At 69.4% G+C, this 16,374-nt stretch carries 10 protein-coding genes; 4 read left to right on the top strand and 6 right to left on the bottom strand.

Annotation, left to right across the window (positions count from 1 at the left end):
• Positions 1-342: 342 nt before the first annotated feature.
• Positions 343-1,497 (top strand): ROK family transcriptional regulator, encoded by a 1,155-nt coding sequence (locus OG219_RS42120; protein ID WP_266835773.1) that lies wholly within the window; start codon positions 343-345, stop codon positions 1,495-1,497.
• A 128-nt stretch (positions 1,498-1,625) separates the two neighbouring features.
• On the top strand, positions 1,626-3,956 hold the full coding sequence (locus OG219_RS42115; RefSeq protein ID WP_266835772.1) for a glycoside hydrolase N-terminal domain-containing protein: 2,331 nt from the start codon (positions 1,626-1,628) through the stop codon (positions 3,954-3,956).
• Between the two features lie 22 nt (positions 3,957-3,978).
• Here the strand turns inward: OG219_RS42115 and OG219_RS42110 are convergent, their stop codons facing one another.
• Complete coding sequence (locus OG219_RS42110; RefSeq protein WP_266835771.1) at positions 3,979-4,737, bottom strand: SDR family NAD(P)-dependent oxidoreductase; 759 nt, start codon at positions 4,735-4,737, stop codon at positions 3,979-3,981.
• 102 nt (positions 4,738-4,839) lie between these two features.
• The gene (locus OG219_RS42105; RefSeq protein ID WP_266835770.1) at positions 4,840-6,042 is read right to left on the bottom strand and encodes a mandelate racemase/muconate lactonizing enzyme family protein; all 1,203 of its coding nucleotides are present in this window, start codon (positions 6,040-6,042) and stop codon (positions 4,840-4,842) included.
• Positions 6,043-6,176: 134 nt separating this feature from the next.
• Here OG219_RS42105 and OG219_RS42100 point away from each other — a divergent pair, with 134 nt between their 5' ends.
• A complete protein-coding gene (locus OG219_RS42100; RefSeq protein WP_266835769.1) occupies positions 6,177-7,109 on the top strand; it encodes a LysR family transcriptional regulator in 933 nt (310 codons plus the stop codon).
• Between the two features lie 148 nt (positions 7,110-7,257).
• A complete protein-coding gene (locus OG219_RS42095) occupies positions 7,258-8,136 on the top strand; it encodes an SMP-30/gluconolactonase/LRE family protein (RefSeq protein WP_266835768.1) in 879 nt (292 codons plus the stop codon).
• A 73-nt stretch (positions 8,137-8,209) separates the two neighbouring features.
• On the opposite strand, the gene OG219_RS42090 is transcribed toward OG219_RS42095, so the two are convergent.
• From OG219_RS42090 to OG219_RS42075, 4 genes are all read right to left on the bottom strand, one after another.
• Entirely contained in the window at positions 8,210-10,624 is a 2,415-nt protein-coding gene (locus OG219_RS42090; protein ID WP_266835767.1) for a glycoside hydrolase N-terminal domain-containing protein, read from the bottom strand.
• A 210-nt stretch (positions 10,625-10,834) separates the two neighbouring features.
• Positions 10,835-13,621: an FAD-binding and (Fe-S)-binding domain-containing protein gene (locus OG219_RS42085; protein WP_266835766.1), complete on the bottom strand. Its 2,787-nt coding sequence runs from the start codon at positions 13,619-13,621 to the stop codon at positions 10,835-10,837.
• Positions 13,618-14,478, bottom strand: coding sequence for a fumarylacetoacetate hydrolase family protein (locus OG219_RS42080; protein WP_266835765.1), 861 nt, complete (start codon positions 14,476-14,478; stop codon positions 13,618-13,620). Before OG219_RS42080 ends, OG219_RS42085 begins: the two co-directional genes overlap by 4 nt.
• Before the next feature lie 242 nt (positions 14,479-14,720).
• The gene (locus OG219_RS42075) at positions 14,721-16,274 is read right to left on the bottom strand and encodes a UxaA family hydrolase (protein ID WP_266835764.1); all 1,554 of its coding nucleotides are present in this window, start codon (positions 16,272-16,274) and stop codon (positions 14,721-14,723) included.
• Positions 16,275-16,374 lie beyond the last annotated feature (100 nt).

Genomic DNA, 16,374 nt, shown 5'->3' with positions numbered 1-16,374 from the left:
CAGCCACATGAGGAATTGGTCGGCCGGGGCAGCTCGGGCCTGCCCCTCTTGCCCTCATCGACGGTGGCCGTCCCGGAACACTGCGGAGAGGGTGACAACAGCGCGGCCGGTCGGGGAGGAAACCGGCCGCCACCTGCGTCGGAGGTGCATCCCGTCCATCTGACGCAAGGTGCCGCGAATGTAGTCAGCCTTTCCTTCCAGCGTCAACATATTGCGCTGCACGAATAACGAACATTCGCCTAAAGAATGGGCAGGACCGAACCAGAAAATGCGGCAAGGGACGACTATCCGGGCATTGCAGAATTGCTTTCTTATTTTCCAGTGGAAATGTATGGTCGCCGCATGACGCTCGCCGACCAGCCACCCGCGGCCACTCTGGTCTTCCAGACCCTGCTCGCCCACGGCCCCCTGACCCGGGCAGAGGTCGGCCGCCGTACCGGACTGTCACCGGGCGCGGTCACCAAGGTGGCCACTCCCCTGCTGGCCGACGGCTGGATAACCGAGTTGGGCCGGCCCACCGTCGAGCGGACCCACGGCCGCCCCGCCACCCTGATCTCGGTACGCGCGCAGCGAGCCCGCTTCTTCGGCGTGAAGATCACGGCGGACGAACTCATCGGCGTCGTCACCGATCTCGTCGCCCAGCCGCTCGCCACCTCCCGGGCCGCCCTCGCCTCGCGCGACGTGGGCACCGTCGTACTCGCCATCGCTCAACTGATCGCGCGGCTGCGGAGCGAGGCGGGAGCACTGGAGGAGAGCGTGGTGCACGGCGTCGGCGTCACCATCTCCGGGGACGTGGACGGCCAGAACGGCACCGTGCAGTACTCGCCGTTCCTCAACTGGCACCGGGTGCAGCTCGGTCGGCTCGTCGAGACCGCCACCGGACTCCCGACGGTGATCGAGAACGACGTACGGGCGCTGACCGTCGCCGAGCAGTGGTTCGGCGCCGGGGCCGGTCTGTCCTCGTTCGCTCTGGTCACCGTCGGCGCCGGCATCGGCTGCGGGCTGTCCCTCGGCGGGCGGGTGGTGTCGGGTGCGCACGGGGTGTCCGGAGAGCTCGGACACCTACCGGTGGGCGGCAGCGACCGCGTATGCACCTGCGGCAACACCGGTTGCGTCGAAGCCGTCGCCTCCACCCACGCCATCACCGAACAAGCCCGGCAGGCCAGTGGCAACCCCACCCTGACCATGGACGAAGCAGTCGGACTCGCGCACGCCGGCGACCCCGCCGTACGCGCCGTCTTCTCCCGCGCCGGACACGCCATGGGACTCGCCCTGGCCTCCGTCGCCAACCTCATCGGCCCCGAACGCATCATCATCTCCGGTGAGGGCGTGGCCTCTTACGCCCTCTACGAGGACCAGATCCGGCAGACCTTCGGGGCCCAGGTGTTCGGTGCGGCCTCCGACTGCGACCTCGTGGTCAGACCGCTGCCCTTCGAGGAATGGGCCCGTGGCGGGGCCGCGGTCGCCGCCCAGCACCTCTTCGCGCCCACCAAGTGACGTCTGCGGACAGCTCCTTGGCATGAGCCTCCGGATGACGTCCGCCCTCCCGCACACACCTCGCCCGGTCCGGCGAACGACGAACACCGCCGGCCGTCCGGCTCCCGCACTCCTGGAAAGTCCACGCCATGCTCAACCTCGCTTCCGAGTGGAAGTCCCCCGGCACCGACGCCCCGTCCGGCGCTCTCTGGTACGCCCGCCCGGCCACCCGCTGGTTCGAGGCGTTCCCCATCGGCAACGGCCGCCTCGGCGGAATGGTCTACGGAGGTACCGGCCGGGAGAGAGTCCAACTGTCGGAGTCGACGGCCTGGTCCGGCGAGCCGTCGACCGCCGATGTGAGCACCACCGCACGGCAGTACCTCACGCACATCCGCGAACTTCTCTTCGCGGGCCGCCACGGAGAGGCACAACGGCTCGCCACAGAACACCTCGTGGGCAGACCACAGTCGTTCGGGACCAATCTGCCACTGCCCGAAGTGCGGTTGGACTTCCTCTCCGAGGCCCCGGTCCGGGACTACCGCCGGACCCTGGACCTGGACACGGGCATCGCGTCCATCAGCTACGAGCAGGACGGCATACGCGTCACGCGCGACGTCCTCGCCTCGAATCCGCACGGCGTCATCGCGATCCGTCTCACCGCCGACCGGCCGGGTTCGATCGGATTCTCCATCGCGATCCAGGACGGGGTGATCCCCGGACGGATCGCGGCCACCGACACCGATGTCGTTCTTCGCGGCCACGCCTACGAAAGCCTCCACAGCAACGGACAGCAGGGAGTTGCTCTGGAGATCCGCACACGCCTGGAAGCCGAGGGCGGTTCCGTCCGGTGTGTCGGCGACACGCTGTACCTGGAGGGCGCGGACGCGGCTGTGGTCTACGTCGCCGTCGGAACGAGTTGGGCAGGGGACGACCCGGCGTTCCGGACCGACGTACTGCTGTCGGCGGCCACGGATGCCGGGTACGCGGCGGTCCGCGCCGCACACATCGCGGATCACCGGGCCCTGATGGGACGGGTCTCCATCGATCTGGGGAGTGCACCGGCCGACTCGGCGGCTCTGCCCACCGACGAGCGCCGTGCGCGGCTCGCTTCGGGGGAAGACGATGCCGAACTCATCGCGCTGTACTTCCAGTTCGGCCGCTATCTGACCGTAGCCGGATCCCGCCGCGACTCACCTCTGCCGCTGGCCCTCCAGGGCCTCTGGAACGACGGCCTGGCCAGCAGCGCGCCCTGGACGAACGACTTCCACCTCGACATGAACACGCAGCAGAACTACTGGGCGGCCGAGGTGACGAACCTCGCCGAGTGCCAGGAACCGCTGTTCCGCCTGATCGAGACCACAGCCGCTCACGGGCGTACGACTGCCAAAGAGATGTACGGCGCGCCCGGTTGGGTCGCGCACACCGTCACCAACGCATGGGGCTACACCGCACCCGGTTCAGGCATCGGCTGGGGCCTGAACATGACGGGAGGCGCCTGGATCGCCCTCCAGCTGTGGGAGCACTACCAGTACGGAGGCGATGAGACCTTCCTGCGTGAGCGCCTCTACCCGGTCTTCCGGGAGGCAGCCGAATTCTTCCTGGCCCATCTGGTGGCGGAGCCGGAGCACGGCCGGCTGGTCACCGGCCCCTCCGAGTCCCCGGAGAACTGGTATCTGGCGCCCGACGGAAGCCAGTGCTCGGTCTCCATGGGCGCCACCGCCGACCGGGTCTTCGTGGAGGCCGTGCTGCGTATCTGCGCCGAGGGCGCGGAGTTGCTCGACGTCGATGCCGAACTCAGGGCCAGGATCGCCGAAGCGCGCCACCTGCTGCCACCGTTCCGGATCGGGCGGCACGGACAGCTGCAGGAGTGGCTGCACGACTACGAGGAGGCCGATCCCAGCCATCGTCACACCTCGCATCTGAGCGCCCTCTTCCCGGAACGGCAGATCACTCCACGGGACACACCGGCCCTGGCACGTGCCGCGGAGGTCACGATCGAGCGCAGGCAGCAGGCCCCGGGCTGGGAGCAGACGGAGTGGGTCGAGGCCAACTTCACCGTCTACTTCGCCCGCCTGCTCAAGGGCGACCAGGCCCTCGCACACCTCACCAACCTGATCACGGACGCGAGCGAGGCCAACCTGATGTCCTACTCCGCGGGCGGGGTGGCCGGGGCGACGCAGAACATCTACTCCTTCGACGGCAACGCGGGCGGGACCGCCGGGATCGCCGAGATGCTGCTGCAGTCCGACGGGAGCGAGATCGAACTGCTGCCGGCACTCCCGGCGAGCTGGCGGGACGGATACGTCCGCGGACTGCGTGCCCGCGGAGGCTTCACCGTCGAACTCCGCTGGTGCGACGGGCGCCTCGACGCCGCGCGCATCCGCTCCTCCGCCGCCGGGAGGACCCGACTGCGCTACGGCCAGGAGGTCCTCGATGCGACGTTCGGCAAAGGAGAAGCGGTTGTCGTCCGCCCAAGCTGACGACAACCGCTTCGCCCGGTGGTCACTGGGCGATCTGACCGCCGTCGACGAGAAGCGTCTGCCCGGTGACCGCGGACCCGTCGAGGGCGACGAACACCACTGCCGAGGCGATCTCGTCGGCTTCGAGCAGTCGGCGCATGGGGATCTGCTCGATCCACTGCGTCATCCGCTCCGGGTCGTCCATCCCGACCGTGTCGAGGATCGGCGTACGGGTACGGCCCGGTGCTACGGCGTTCACCCGTACCCCGTACTGTGCCCACTCCACCGCGAGCGACCGCGCCAGCTGGGCGACGCCGGCCTTCGCGACGTCGTACGCGACGTGGTACTCGGGGTTGGAGCCGATGAAGGCCGCGATGGAGGAGATGTTCACGATCGATCCGGAACGCCGGCGGACGAAGTGCCGGCCGAACTCGCGGCAGGCAACGAACGTGCCCGTCAGGTCGACACTGAGGATGCGGTTCCACACCTCGTCGGTCACGTCGAGCGCGTCGTCCTCGTGAGCTATCCCCGCGTTGTTGACGAGGATGTCGACGCGTCCGAACTGCCGCACCACCTCGTCGGCCGTCGCGGTGACGGCGAGCGGGTCCGACACGTCGAGCGGAAGGAACACACAGCCAAGTTCCTTCGCGGCGGCGGCTCCTGTCTCCGGATTGCGGTCGGTGACGACCACGCGCACACCGCGGGCCGCCAGGGCCGCGGCGATGGAGTAGCCGATCCCCTGGCCAGCGCCGGTGACGACGGCCACTCTCTCCTCGGACCGGTGCGGCTGCGACTCAGACATGTCAGTCCCTTTTCGTTCGTGTACGGCGGCTCTGCGCGCCCTGGGGCGGCTCTGATCGTGGAATGGACGCGGGTCCACGGCAACCGTGCGACCGCGCGTGCGTCACACCGTCCTGTCGGCTCCCACTCCCGGAATCTGCCAGCGGACCCGCGCGGACGGAGCGATCGCGGTCGAGGCGCCCGGACTCTGCGGGCGCTCCAGCAGACCCTCGTGGACGATGCTGCGCTCGACGAACGCCTCCTGGGTCCACGGGATGAACTCGACGAGGGGAGGCACTTCGGAAAGGACGGTGCCCACCAGATGCTGGTGCACCTGCATCATGTCCCCGGCGTGCGGTGCCAGCCGCAGTCCCCTCGACGCGGCATGACCGGCGATCTGCAGCCACTCCGTGACTCCGCCGACCCGGGTGACATCGACCTGTACGACCCGGATGGCGTCCGCCGCCATGAAGGAGGCGAACTGGTGGTAGGAGTAGATGCTCTCCCCGGCGGCGACATCCAGCCGGGTCGAGGCCTGCAGGCGGGCGTGCGCCTGAAGATCGTCGGCATGGAACGGCTCCTCGACCCAGCCCATCGCCGCTTCCTCGAGGGTGGGCATGATCTGGTTGGCCGTCGACAGGTCCCAGCGCTGGTTGGCGTCGCACATCAGCGTGACGTCGTCCCCGATCGCCTTGCGGACGGCACGCACCCGTCGCGCGTCCTCCCTCCAGTCGGAGCGGCCCACCTTGATCTTCACCCGGGACCATCCGTGGTCGATCAGCGACGTGAGGTCCCTGACCAGATCCGCGTCGGAGAGGTTCAGCCAGCCTCCGTCGGTGTTGTACGCCTCGATGCTGTCCTGCGTCCCGCCGAGAAGCTGCCACAGCGGCATGCCCGCACGCTGCGCGGCGAGGTCCCACAGGGCGATGTCGACCATCGCCAGGGCCATGTGGACGACGCCGGCACGACCGATCCAGTGCGTCGGCAGCCAGTAGAGGCGCTTCCAGGTGCCCAGGATGTCTTCCGACGAGGTGTCGAGGAGAGCGTCGGCGTAGTACGAGGTGATCACGTCGGTGAGGAGTTCGGGGGCGCAGTGGATGCCGGAGATCCCGGTCCCGACACGGCCGTCGGCGGTACGGATCTCCACCACGGGCACCGTCCAGTGCGTCATGGCGGCTGTGGAGTCGGCGATGGGCCGCTGCAGGGGCACGGCGAGGGCATACGTCGTGACGGACGTGATCACCGCGCCGTCGTCGCCGCGCGGAAGGTCGGCGCCGTGTACGGAGAGAAGCCCGCGGGCGATACCGAAGGAAGTCTGATCGGTCATTCTCCCAGTCGGCCATGGCCGCTGGGGCACGTCAACGTCGAGATGCGTATGCGGGCGATCTGCCTCGCAGATGTCACGCCGATGGATTGTTGCGCGAACAGCGGTAAAGCTGTTGCCCGGAGGAGGTTTTGTCAATGGCACTCGAGTTGGCCTGGCTGCGTACATGGGTTGAAGTCGTCGATGCCGGCGGATTCACGCGAGCGGCCGAGCAGATGCACTTGTCGCAGCCACGGGTCTCGGCGCACATAGCGAGTCTCGAACGCGAACTGGGGTGCTCTCTGATCGAGCGCCGGATAAGGCCGCTCACGCTCACCGACGACGGCCGTGCGTTGCTGTCGCGGGCCCGGGCCGTCCTCGCGGCCGCCGACGAACTGGTCACGGCACGCCAGACCGACCGCGGCACCATCTCGGGCAACGTGAGCGTCGCGAGTTTCGCCAGCGGAAGCTCCGAATTCCTCCCGGGTGTCATCACCGAACTGCGGGAAAAACACCCGGAGATCCATGTCGCGGTGCTCGACGGAGACGTCGCGTTCATCGAGGCGGCACTGTCCGAGCGACGGGTCTCCGTGGCGCTCCGGCCGGTCCGCCCCGAGCCGCACGACCATGCGTTCACCATGCGTCCGCTGTGGCGGGAGCCCTTCGTGATGCTCGCGCCGACCGGCCATCCGCTGCTCGAGAAGAGCGAAGTGGATCTGCAGGATTTCGTGAATCAGCGGGTCATCACCATCGGCAATCCGCTTGCCAACACGGTGGTCGGCTACGAGGCCGAAGTCGAGCTGAGCATCAAGGACACAGTCGCCCCCTACGGCACCGTCTCCCATCAGCCGACCACACTCGGCGCGATGGTGCGGGCCGGACACGGCATCGGAATCATCAACTATCTCGGTGCGGTGATGATCCAGCGTGAGGGCATGGAAATGCGCCCTATCCACAACCTGAACCGATACCGAGATGTCGGTATCTGGTGGCATTCACAACGCCCCTTGGGAGCGGCCGCACAGGCGTTTATCCGCGCGGTCATCCGGGCGCCACGGCCGGAGGGCACAACTGCTATTCCACCGCTCTGATTTCACCTGTGCGATTCGCGGCCCGGATACCGGTCATACGGGACTCACCATTGACGTGGCGGCTTCCCCGGGCAAGGTTGGTCGGCAGCGGTCCCCGCGTGAGAGCAGCCCGATTGCCGGCTGCCGAAAGCAACGAACGGAGTCGGGCATGACCAGTGTTCGGACCTACTCGGATCTCGATGTCGCGGTTCGCAGCGACACGTCGGACGTGGGCGAGGGACCCGTCTTCGATCCTCGCACCGGCCGGCTCGTGTGGGTCGACATCTACGGCTGCAAGGTCTACGAGGACGACCTGACAAGCGGTCGGCAGACCGTGACCGAGGTCGGCATGATGGTCGGTGCGGTGGCGCCGCGTGCCGACCATGAAGGCTTCGTCGCAGCGGTGTCCGACGGGTTCGGCTTCATCGTCGACGGTGAGCTGAAGATGGTCGACCCGGTCCTGCCCGAACCGAACCTGCGCATGAACGACGGCAAGGTGGACTCGCGGGGACGGTTCTGGGCCGGCAGCAACGACATGAAATTCGCCCCCGACCAAGGACGGTTGCACCGCTGGGACGGCGAGTCCCCGAGCGTGGTAGAGGTGGGCGGCCTGGTGCTGCCGAACGGTCTTGGCTGGAACGCCGACGACACGGTCATGTACCTCGCCGACAGCTACGCCAACCTGCTCTACCGGGCGGATTTCCATTCGGAGCCGGGGACCCTCGGCCCTCTCGACGTCCTTGCCGAGACCGAGGGACCGGGCGTTCCCGACGGCCTGGCGGTCGACGTGGACGGCTGCTTCTGGGTGGCCATGTTCGGAGGCCGCGAGGTACGTCGATACGATCCGGACGGGCGTGTGGTCGGGGTTGTACCGGTGCCCGCCCACCAGCCGTCCAGCTGTGTCTTCGGTCAGGACGGCCGTCTCTACATCACCTCCGCGCGCAACGGTCTGTCCGCCGAGGAACTGGCCCGCCACCCGCTGTCCGGTTCCGTCTTCGTCGTCGAGACCGGCACGACCGGGGTTCCCGTACAACCGTTCCGGGCCTGAACCACTGCGACAGTCACGTCTTCGGCCACCCGCGTCGTGCGGGTGGCCGATTCCGTGCCGGTGGCTCCCTCGTCTACCAGCGCAAGGTCACCGATTCGCCGCGCCCGAGCCGTACGGTCCGGGTCACTCCGCCCGCGGTGACTTCGGTGGTACGGCCGCCCACGCTGCGGATCACCGCCTGCTTGGCCTTGCCGTCGCGCCAGGTCACGTCGACGGAGAAGCCGCCGCGGGCGCCGACACCGGTGATCCTGCCGTCCTTGGCCCACGCGTCGGGCAGCGCCGGAAGCAACTCGATCCGGCCGGGCCGGGAGTACACCAGCATCTCGACCATGGCCGACGGAGTACCGAAGTTCGAGTCGATCTGGAAGATGCTGCTGGTGTCGTCGAGCGGCCACACGTCGAACAGGTTGAGGGCGGATCCACCGGTGCTGCCCGTCGAGGGCCGCAGATTCGTCATGATCATCTCGTACGCCTTCTCGCCCTCCCTGAACCTGGCCCAGCACAGGGCGCGCCAGGCGTTGGCCCAGCCGTACAGGCTCGTGCCACGGTCGGTGAGCAGCTTCCGCACTCCGGTGAGGAGGTCGGCGGGTGAGGACTCCAGGCTGATGCGGTCGCCGGGGAAGAAGCCCATGAGCGGCGAGAGGTGGCGGTGCTGGACCTCGCCGAGGTTGTCGGGGGTCATCCACTCCTCCAGCCAGCCGGTGGTGGGGCTGACCTGCGGGAGATAGAGGCGGTCGCGCAGGCCGTCGACGACCTTCCGGTAGGCCTTGTCCTTGGCGAGCGTCGCGCTCGCGGTGTGGAAGTTGGTGAACAGTGCCCACACCAGTTCCTGCGCGTAGGTGATGCCCATGGCGTCCTGCGGTCCGTGCTCGGGTGACCAGTCCTTGTCGTTCACGAGGACCTCGCGCGGCTGCCCGGTGGCGGGGTCGGTGACGGTGACGGGCACCAGCCGGGCCTCCCAGAACTCGCAGGCGCCCTTGAGCAGCGGGTAGATGCGGGCGAGCAGCTTGGTGTCCTGCGTGTACTCGTAGTGCTCGAAGATGGTGTTCACGAGCCAGGCGCTGCCGGCCGGGTGCCACTGCCAGCCCGAGCCGCCGTGGATGTTGGTGGAGATGCCGACGGTCCAGCCGGCGACCTTGCCCGAGGAGTTGCGGAAGCGGTTGCGCGGGTCGTTGAAGAGCCGCACCGTGGTGTCGGTCCAGGCCGGCAGTTGGGCCAGGCAGTAGTCGGTGAGGGCGTCGAAGCAGCTGGGCAGGCCGGTCCGGTCGGCCATCCAGTAGTTCATCTGGATGTTGACGTCGGTGTGGTAGTCGCCCATCCAGCCAGGGGTGTTGGTGTCGATCCACGCTGCCTGGAGACCCATCGGCACGCTGTCGCGCGAGCCGCAGATCATCAGGTAGCGGCCGAACTGGAGGTAGGACGCCTCCAGTTCGGGATCGGGCGCGGCGCCGTCCTGGGCGCGTGCCTGAAGGCGGGTCCAGGTGTCGAGCCCGCGCTGCTGTTCGGTCGAGGTTCCGAGCGACAGTGTCATCGCGTCGTAGAGGTCCCGGTAGTCGGCGATGTGGGTGTCACCGAGGCTGTCGGGCGACTGGCGGGCAGCCGTACGGACCTTCTTCCGGGCCAGGGCCTCGGGGTCGACGGACGGGTCGCGGTAGCCCTTGGCGAAGTCGGGGGCGTAGTCGGTGCCGCCGCTGAAGATGACGGTCAGGTCGGAGCAGCCGGTGAAGTCCACACCGGAGCCCGTGACTTCGATCCGGCCGGTGCCGCTGACCGCCGTGATGGCGGCGCCGTAGCGCAGGCCGTTGTCGAAGGCGGCGGCGAAGGAGGCGGTGGCATCGGAGGTGTTGGCGACGGTGTTCTCGCCGTGGGTGCCGGCCAGGGTGATCCGGCCGGTGTAGGTGCCGCCACCGCTCTGTGAGAAACGCACGACCACGACGTCGTCGGGGTGGCTGGCGTACACCTCGCGCCGGTACGTCACGCCGTTCTGCGTGTAGGAGGCCGTGACCAGGCCGTTGCTCAGGTCCAGGGCGCGGCTGTAGCCGGTGACGGAGTCCAGGGTGTGGCCGGGTATCTCGACGGTGAGGTGGGCGAGTTGGGTCAGGGTGCCGAACGCCGTCTGGTCGTAGGGGAACTGGCCGTCGCTGCTGAGCACGTCGTTGCGCCCGCCGGTCCACATGGTGGCGTCGGTGATGAAGAGTACTTCGTCGGCGGGGTCCCCGCCGACGAGGGCGCCGAGCCGTCCGTTGCCGATCGGCAGGCCCTGCTGGATCATGTTGCCCGCGGCCGCGGGCGCCGTGTGCCACAGGCGCACCGCCGTGCTGTCGTCCACCCGGGGATCGGTGGCGGGCCGGTGCGGCTCGGCCGCGGCGGCGGTGAAGGCCGGCAGTCCCGCGAAGGCGGCGAGGGTTCCCGCGGCACCGGCCCCGGTCAGCTCAAGAAATCTCCGGCGACTCGGGAAGTCCGGGTGGACAGGCTGGCGCGAGCTCATGAGGGTTGTTCCTCCTGGGGAGTTCTGATGCGCAAAGTGCTGCTCAGAAAGGCAGGAGAAACATAGATCCGGTAATTGGGGAGCTCAAGGTCCCTGACATTCGCATGGAGCATCCCGGTTATTCGCGGAATGCCTTTCGCATCGGCCACGGCTCAACTCACCTGTCCACTCCTTGGTGTTGGCGGCCGGATTTCGTCCCCGCCTCAAGGTTCACCGGGTCGCCCGCTCGACGAATTCGAGCAGATGCCGGTACGGGTGGCCGGTCGCCCGGCTCATGCCCAGCTCGCAGGTGCGGTTGACCGAGGCGTACGCGGCATGGGTGCGCCCGGCGAGGGCCGCGGCCTCCCGGGCGGTGGCGGACGCCGTCAGCTCCGGATGCAGCAGGCCCCGGTCCCCGGCGAAGGCGCAACAGCCCCAGTCGGCGGGCACGTCCACCTCCTCGGCGACGGCTGCGGCCACGGCCGTCAGGGCCTCGTCGGCTCCGAGCCGGGTGGAGGAACAGGTGGGGTGCAGCGCGAGCGACGGGAGCCTGTCGGTGACCTTCAGGCCCGGCAGCAGCTGCTCGTGCACGAAGACCACCGCGTCGGTCACGCGGATCCCGCTGCCGTCCAGGAGCTGCTCAAGACCCTCCGTGCAGGAGGCGGCGTCGGAGACCACCGGCAGGCGGCCCCGGCCGGTCGCCTCCAGCAGGGCGTCGGTGACCCGTTGACGCATCTCGTGGTAGCCGGCCGTCATGCCCTTGGACTTCCAGGGGGTGCCGCAGCACAGGCCGTTGATCCCGGCCGGGACCGTGAGCCGGATCCCGGCCCGCTCGCAGAGCGCCAGGAACGCGTCACCGACCCCGGAGGAGTCCCGTTCGGGGCCGAAGATCGAGCCGATGCAGGCCGGGAAGTACACCGCGTCCGGGTCGCGAGCCTGCCGCGGCCTGCGGCGCGTACCTCCCGAAGGCAGATCCGCGTCCCACTGCGGCACGTTGTCGGCACCCGCCATCCGGCGGGCGGCGGCGGACGCCGTGCTCGCCGGTCCAGGCAGCTTGGCGGCCACGGTCAGCGCCCGGGCGCCGGCTCCGGTGACGGCGCCCCAGTGTCCGGCGGCCCGCTTCCAGGCCGCCTGCGTGAGACGGCCGCCTTGCTCGGCCCGGAGCCGTTTCACCAGCTCGCCCGTGTCGATGAGAACGGGGCAGGCGGTCTGGCACATGCCGTCGGCCGCGCAGGTGTCGATGCCGTCGTAGGCGTAGTCCCGTTCCAGCTCGCCGACCAGGACGGTGTCCCCCGCGGCCTCGGCGGCGGCCAACTCGCGCCGCAGCACGATCCGTTGCCGGGGGGTGAGGGTGAGGTCCTTGCTGGGGCAGACGGGTTCGCAGTATCCGCACTCCACACAGCGGTCGACTTCCGCCTCCACCTGGGGCGTGCTCTTCAGGTCGCGCAGGTGGATCTCGGGGTCGTCGTCCATCAGCACGCCGGGGTTGAGCACCCGGTGCGGATCGCACAGCTCCTTGACCGCGCGCATCACCTCGTACAGCTCCTCGCCGTACTGGCGGGCGACGTACGGGGCCATGATCCGGCCGGTGCCGTGCTCGGCCTTGAGGGTGCCGCCGTGGGCGAGGACGAGATCGGCCATGTCGTCGGTGAAGTCGATGTACCGCTGCGGGCGTTCTTCCCTGCTGAAGCGCTCGTTCAGCAGGAAGTGGATGTTGCCGTCCTTGGCGTGGCCGAAGATGACGCTCTCCTCGTAGCCGTGCCGGTCGAACAGGGACAGCAGGCTCTCGCAGGTGGTGGCCAGCGAAGGGACCGGGACCGCGATGTCCTCCAACAGGGCGGTCGTACCGGACGGGCGTGCCCCGGCGACGGCCGCGTACAGGCCCTTGCGCACATGCCAGAGCCCGGCGCGTACCTTCGTGTCCGAGGTGAGCCGGGCGGGCGCGGCGAGCGGCAGCCCGGCCAGCAGCTTCGCGGCCGCCGCGGCTCGTACGGCCAACACCTCGGCCGAGTCCTCCTGGTACTCCACAAGGAGCGCGGCGTGGTCCTCGACCGTCAGTCTTCGCAGCGTGTCGTCGGCCTTCGGGTCCTGCCGGGCGACGCGGAGGGAGGCCGCGTCGAGCAGTTCGACGGTCGCCGGTCCGTCGGCGACGAGGGCGGGGAGCGAACCGGTCGCGGCGCGCAGGTCGGGGAATACCAGCAGCCCGGTCGCGGCGTGCGGCCGTACCGGCACGGTCCGGAAGGTGGCCTCGGCGACGAAGGCCAGCGTGCCCTCGCTGCCGACGACCAGGTGGGCGAGGATGTCCACCGGACGGGTGTGGTCCAGGAACGAGTTGACCCCGTACCCCATCGTGTTCTTGAGCGCGAACTGGCGCTCGATGATGCGGACCGAACCGGGGTTGCCCCTCACGCGGTCCCGCAGCACCCCGAGTCCCTCGTGCAGCGCCGGCTCCAGCGCGCGCAGCCGCTCGTCGGAATCGCGGGCGCCGGTGTCGACGACGCTGCCGCTCGGCAGCACCAGGACCAGCGACTCCAGCGTGCGGTAGGTGTTGAACTCCGTACCGCAGGCCATGCCGCTGGAGTTGTTGGCGACCACGCCTCCGATGGTGCAGGCCGACTCGCTCGCCGGATCCGGGCCGAGCTTGCGCCGGTACGGGGCCAGCCGGGCGTTCACCTGGCGCACTGTCGCTCCGGGCTGCACCTGGACCCGGGCCCCGTCGTCCAGGACCTCCACCTCGCGGAAGTGCCGCCGGGTGTCGACCAGGACCCCGCCGGAGACGGCCTGGCCGCTGAGGCTGGTGCCGCCGGACCGGAACGTCAGCGGCGCACCCTGCCGGGCCGCGACCCGGAGCAGCTCGGCGAGTTGCTCGGCACCGGTCGGGGCGACGACGGCCTGCGGTACGAGCAGATAGTGCGAGGCGTCATGGGCGAGGGCGAGCCGGTCGACGGCGCGCGTACGCACCCCGCCCGGTACGGCGGCCTCGAGTGCCTGGAGCAGCTCGGGATCGGTGGGATTCATGGGCTGTGGACGACCTCCTGTCGCTGGGCGCCGAGGGCGCCGATGCCGAGACTGATGACGTCGCCGGGCCGTAGGAAGACCGGCGGGTTCATGCCCATGCCGACGCCGGGCGGTGTCCCCGTGTTGATGAGGTCGCCGGGTTCGAGGACCATGAACTGGCTGAGGTAATGGACCAAGTGGTACACGTCGAACAGCATGGTGGCGGTGTTGCCGCGCTGCCGTGGCTCGCCGTTGACGTCCAGCCACAGGTCGAGGCCGTGGACGTCGTCGATCTCGTCGGGCGTCACCAGGTACGGGCCGCAGGGGTTGAACGTCTCGCAGGACTTCCCCTTGGACCACTGGCCGCCCCGCTCCAATTGGAACGCGCGCTCGCTGACGTCGTTGCAGACGACGAAACCCGCGATCGCGTCGCGGGCGGCGTCCGGATCGGGCAGGTACCGGCAGCGGCTTCCGATCACGATGCCGAGTTCGACCTCCCAGTCGGACTTCTCGCTGCCGCGGGGCAGAGTCACGGGGTCGTTCGGGCCGATGAGGGTGTTGGGCGCCTTGGTGAAGACGATCGGTTCGGCCGGGACGGCCTGTCCGGTCTCCTCCGCGTGGTCACGGTAGTTGAGGCCGATGCACAGGATCTGGTGCGGCCGGGCGATCGGGGCGCCGATCCGCCTGCCGTTCAACGGCTGGGGTTCGGCGGTCAGTCGGTCCTCGCGGCGCAGGGTCTCCAGGCGGCGGAGACCGTCGGAGGCGAAGAACGCCTCGTCGAAGTCGTCGACATGGCCGGACAGGTCGAGGTACGTGTCGTCGTCGATGCGGAGGGCGGGGCGTTCGGCGCCGGTGGCGCCGACTCTCATCAAGTACACGGGAGTCCTTCTGGAGGAGGCTCTTTGGGCTGGGAGTGCGGCGAGGGTGTCAGTCGGTTGCGGGGCGAGGACACCGCAGGACGGCCGATGGACGCACTCGGGTCCGGCCCGTCCGTCTGCGTGTACGCGGTCTCAACCGCCGGGCCAAGGCACAGGATGCGCCTGCGGAGGACGTCCACCCGGCGTCTCGGTTCGGACGACCCGTCGCGACCGTTCCCCTCCCGCATCGAAGACCGTCGCGATCACAGCACCGCTCCGATCCGCCACGGGGCGATCTCCTCGGAACCGAACCCGAGCAGCTCGGACTTGCTCGGCTCGCCCGAGGCCAGGTCCACCAAGCGCTCGAACAGCCTTACGCCCGTGGTGATCTGCTCCTCGCGGGTGAACGCGGCTCCGGCGTCGAAGTCCATGTCGCCGGACATGTGCTGGTACAGCCGGCTGGTCGTGGTGATCTTGAGGCAGGGGGCCGGGCGGGAGCCGAAAACCGAGCCGCGGCCGGTGGTGAAGGCCAGCAGGTTCGCCCCGCCGGCCACCATGCCGGTCGCCGACACCGGGTCGTATCCGGGGGTGTCCATATAGGTCAGACCCGGGGCCTCGACCTGCTGGGCGTAGTCGACGACCGCCCGCAGCGGGCTGCTGCCGCCCTTGAGGACGGCGCCGAGCGACTTCTCCCAGATGGTCGTGATGCCCCCGTCGCGGTTGCCGCGCGAGGGGTTGTTGTCCAACTCGGCCCCGTTGGCGCGGACATACTCCTTCCACCACTCCAGGATCTCGTCGAGCCGATCGGCCAGACCCGCCTCGGCGGCCCGCGCCGCCAGCAGATGCTCGGCCCCGAAGATCTCCGGGGTCTCCCCGAGGATCGCCCGGCCGCCCGCGGCGACCAGCAGGTCGGCGGCAACTCCCAGGACGGGGTTGGCGGTCAGGCCGGAGTAGGCGTCGCTTCCGCCGCACTGCAGGCCCAGGGTGAGCCCGGACAGCGGCAGCGGCTCCCGGCGAAGTCCGGCGACCTCTTTCGCGATCGCCGCGACCCGCAGCAGCGCCTCGTTCACCGTCGCGACCGAGCCGCCCAGTTCCTGGATGGTCAGCTGCTCGACCGGTCGGTGCAGGTCCTCCAGGAAGTTCTCGGGCTGGTTGACCTCGCAGCCCAGGCTGACGGAAACGACCCCGACCAGGTTGGGATGGGCGGCATAGCCGCGCAGGGTACGGCGCAGGATCTCGTCGCCCCGGCCGCCCTCCGCCAGGCCGCAGCCCAGGTCGTGGCCCAGGGCGATCACGCCGTCCAGGCCGGGGGTCCCGGCGTGCGCGGCCTCCGCCGCCTGGGCGACCATTCGGGACACCGTGGCAGCGCAGTTCACCGACGGCAGGATTCCTATGTAGTTGCGGGTTGCCACGGCGCCGCCGGGCCGCTTGTAGCCGAGGAAATGGTCGCGCGTCGGGGCCACCGGGGGCGTCCACGGGACGGCGGTCCGCCGGGCGTCGCCGCGATTGGGCGAAGCCGCGCCCCTGACCGCGACGTTGTGGACGTGGACGTGACTGCCCGGCGTGATCGGAGCCGTCGCGTACCCGATCACGGCACCGTATTTCACGATCGCCTGGCCCGCCGGGATGTCGCTCAGCGCGACCTTGTGGCCGGCCGGAATGTCCTCGGTGATCGGGATCCGCACCGGATCGGCGTCGCAGACCGCCCCCTCGCGCAGATCGTCCAACGTCAAACCGACGTTGTCGGCGCTGCGGTCGGCCACCAGCAGCCGGGGCCGCCCGAAAACGGGCACGATGCCGTCCGTCGTCTCACTCACTCGAGCTCCTTCAACTGACGTACGGCGTCCGCTGCCGAATCCGGCGCGTTCCGCTGTTGTGGCGCAAACGCTAGGCGGCAATTGCTGCTGTTGAGAAGCG

This window comes from Streptomyces sp. NBC_00038, from assembly GCF_026343635.1.
In the GTDB taxonomy this organism is placed as follows: Bacteria; Actinomycetota; Actinomycetes; order Streptomycetales; family Streptomycetaceae; genus Streptomyces.
Note: the sequence above shows the minus strand (reverse complement) of the source record. Positions and strands in the feature narration are given on the sequence as shown.